Source organism: Vibrio sp. 970 (assembly GCF_033339075.1).
Genome location: NZ_JAWOTW010000147.1, coordinates 1 through 886 on the forward strand (window position 1 = coordinate 1; position 886 = coordinate 886).

The 886-nt window shown below is 46.6% G+C and carries 1 protein-coding gene; it reads right to left on the reverse strand.

Annotated elements, in window-relative coordinates:
• Positions 1-847 (reverse strand): cytochrome-c peroxidase (locus R7Q11_RS25310; protein ID WP_225466897.1); only part of this gene is annotated, 847 nt, incomplete at its 3' end.
• Positions 848-886 lie beyond the last annotated feature (39 nt).

Sequence of the window (886 nt, forward strand, 5' to 3'; positions counted from 1 at the left end):
CCATGATTTGAATGGCCTCAGCAAGGGTGGTCACTTGCCCGTTATGAAAATACGGCCCCGTTAATGCGACGTTTCTTAAACTGGCAACACGGAAATAATACCCCTCATCCCCTTCCGTTGTGAGTAAATGGCGACCTGTGTCTTTCTGCACGGGTTTGTGCTCAAAGTAAGCGAAGCGTTGAATCATCGCGCCGCCAACATTTTTCCCTTGATGACATTGTACGCAACCAGCTTTCTGGAAGGTTTTCCAACCTCGTTTCGCTTTCTCATTCAAAACATGCGTGTAACCCAATAAGTAGGCATCAAACGGCGCGCCTGGAGTTTCAAGCCCTTTCACAAACTCAACAATGGACGCTTTGATGTTGTCGATAGAAATTGGCAGGTTTCCAGCGCGTTTAAACAGCGCTTGATATTGCTCGTTGTTTTGAACGTAGCTTTCAATCTTCGGCCAGTTGGAATCCATTTCTAACGGGTCGTGAATTGGGCCATCCATTTGAGAGACTAACGTATTCGACGAGCCATCCCATAACAGTCGGTAATTCAGTGACGCATTAAAAACCGTGATCGCGTTTCGTATTCCTGCCCCTTTTACACCTGCTGCTACGGCTGTGTTTTGAGCGCCATTCGTTTGTAGATTGTGGCAACTTTCACAACTGACTTTACCATTCGATGACAAGTTGGGATCTCTAAATAAATACCAACCAATCCGCGCTAACTTAACGTCGACGACCGGATCGCCCTCGATAGGCAAAACAAGTTCGACTTCTGCTTTTGCAACACTGACGGATGATGCGGTACAAACGAATAGCACGGCGGCACCCCATTTGATAGCTGTACTCAGCCTCATAACTTGAACTTCCTAGAACGCTCTAATTATGAACCTAGT